We start from the raw sequence: 1975 nt of genomic DNA on the forward strand, positions 1-1975 counted from the left end.
ATGTAGGACAGCAGGTCTTCCTCGCGGAAAGTCTGGATGCTGAAGTGCACCGGATAGTGCGTCAGTTCGCCCCGGTATTCCTTATGGAAATGATCGTTCTCAGCATCTTCATGCCGGTACAGACACATGCCGAGCCATTTCATCATCGAGCTGGCCTGCAGGCGCAGGTAATCCGGCAGCAGTTTCCCGCTTGTCCCGTCAGCCACTTGCCAATCGGCCCAGAGTTTCTCCTCGGATTTGTAGGAACCGACCAGGAACAATTTCTGTTCGGCCCGGGTCAAGGCCACATAAAGCTTACGCATCTCTTCCGCCAGCAATTTCTTTTTCTTTTCGATCGCCAACGCTTGGCGCGCCAAGGAAGGATACTGTACCCGTTGCTGGACGTCGAAATAATCGGTCCCGAGTCCGTGCGTCTCCGAGAAGATGTATTTGCTTTGGGTATCGCTCAGATTAAACCGCTTCGATAGATCCATCAGGAAGACGACCGGGAACTCGAGTCCTTTGCTGGCGTGGATGGTCATGACCCTGACGGCATCCTCGTCGTCGCTGAAGGAGGTCGGCTCGGCCAAATCCTTGTCGCGCTGCTGGATCTTCTCGATGAAGCGGATGAACTGGAACAGCCCTTTGTAGTTCGTTTCCTCATACTTCTTGGCCCGCTCATAGAGGGCGTGCAGGTTGGCCGTCCGCTGTTTGCCGGCGACCATGCCGCCGACGTAATCCAAGAAGTGGGTGTCGTTGTAAATTGTCCAGATCAGCGTGACGAGGCTGCTCCGCCTGGCCGTGTTGCGCCATTCGTGCAAGCGGCCCATGAACAGCGCCAGTTTGCTGTGCGCGTCCTTGATTTCCGCAGTCTGGTCGATCCTGGAAGCTTCGCAGATATTGATGAAATGCTGCACGGCTTCGTAAAAATCGCCGTTCTTCTGCTGGATGCGGATCAGCGCCAGCTGCTTCTCGTCCAAACCGACGATCGGCGAACGCAGGACTGCCGCAAGCGGAATATCCTGGCGCGGGTTGTCGATCACCTTCAGCAAGGACAGGATGATCGAAACTTCGGTGCGCTGGAAATAGCTTTCCGTGTCGTTCAGGATGACCGGTATCTGGAAATCCTTGAAGATCTCCAGGATGACAAGGTTGTTCTTCTTTGTCGGCGTCAACAGCACGATATCCCGGTAGGAAAGCGGCCGTTCTTCTTTGGTCTTCTTGTCGTAGATCAGAAACTTCTCATCGATCAGCGCCTTGATCTTCTGCGCGACCATCGTGACCTCCCCGGCTGTCTTGTCGTCGATCGTCAGGTCGGCTTCGAGATCGTTCTCCGGCGTGAGGGCTTCCTCATCGTTGTCGGCATTCTCCGACAGGTAAATCAGCAGCTCCGTCTGGTTGAGCTCGCTCTCCGGAAAGGACTTGTTGCCGGCCTGAAGCTTCGCGGCTTCGTCGTAGTCCATCTGGCCGACTTTTTCATCCATCAGCTGTTCGAAGATGAAATTCGTGAAATGGATAACTTCTGCGCGCGACCGGAAGTTTTCGGCCAGAATGATCCGCTCTCCGCCATTTTTGTCGGCAAAGGCCGCGTATTTGCGCAGGAACAGGCTCGGGTCAGCCAAGCGGAAGGCGTAGATGGACTGTTTGACATCCCCAACCATGAACAGGTTCTCGGTTTCCGGCTGGTGCCGGGTCACCCAGTAGAGGATGCTCTCCTGCAGCTGGTTCACGTCCTGGTATTCGTCGATCAGCACTTCTTCAAATTTGTTGCGGTAATAGGCGCTCGCGTCGCTCATTTTTCGCTCTCCGTCATCGGCAATCGGCGCCAGAATCTGCAACGTCAGATGCTCCAGGTCGTTGAAATCGAGCACATTGTCTTCCAATTTCCGTTCCCAATAGGCTTCGGAAAAGCGTTTCGTCACCCGGGCCATCTCTTCGGCATACGGATGGATGCCCCGCAGCACTTCCTCCTGTTCCGCAAGCGGACGGTTGAGGT

At 55.1% G+C, this 1975-nt stretch carries 1 protein-coding gene; it reads right to left on the reverse strand.

Annotated elements, in window-relative coordinates; genetic code table 11:
• On the reverse strand, positions 1-1975 hold a 1975-nt coding region (addA, locus tag WBV27_RS01535), incomplete at both ends, for a helicase-exonuclease AddAB subunit AddA (RefSeq protein ID WP_424198803.1).

Origin of the sequence: Trichococcus sp. (assembly GCF_049589555.1) — a bacterium.
Lineage (GTDB): Bacteria > Bacillota > Bacilli > Lactobacillales > Aerococcaceae > Trichococcus.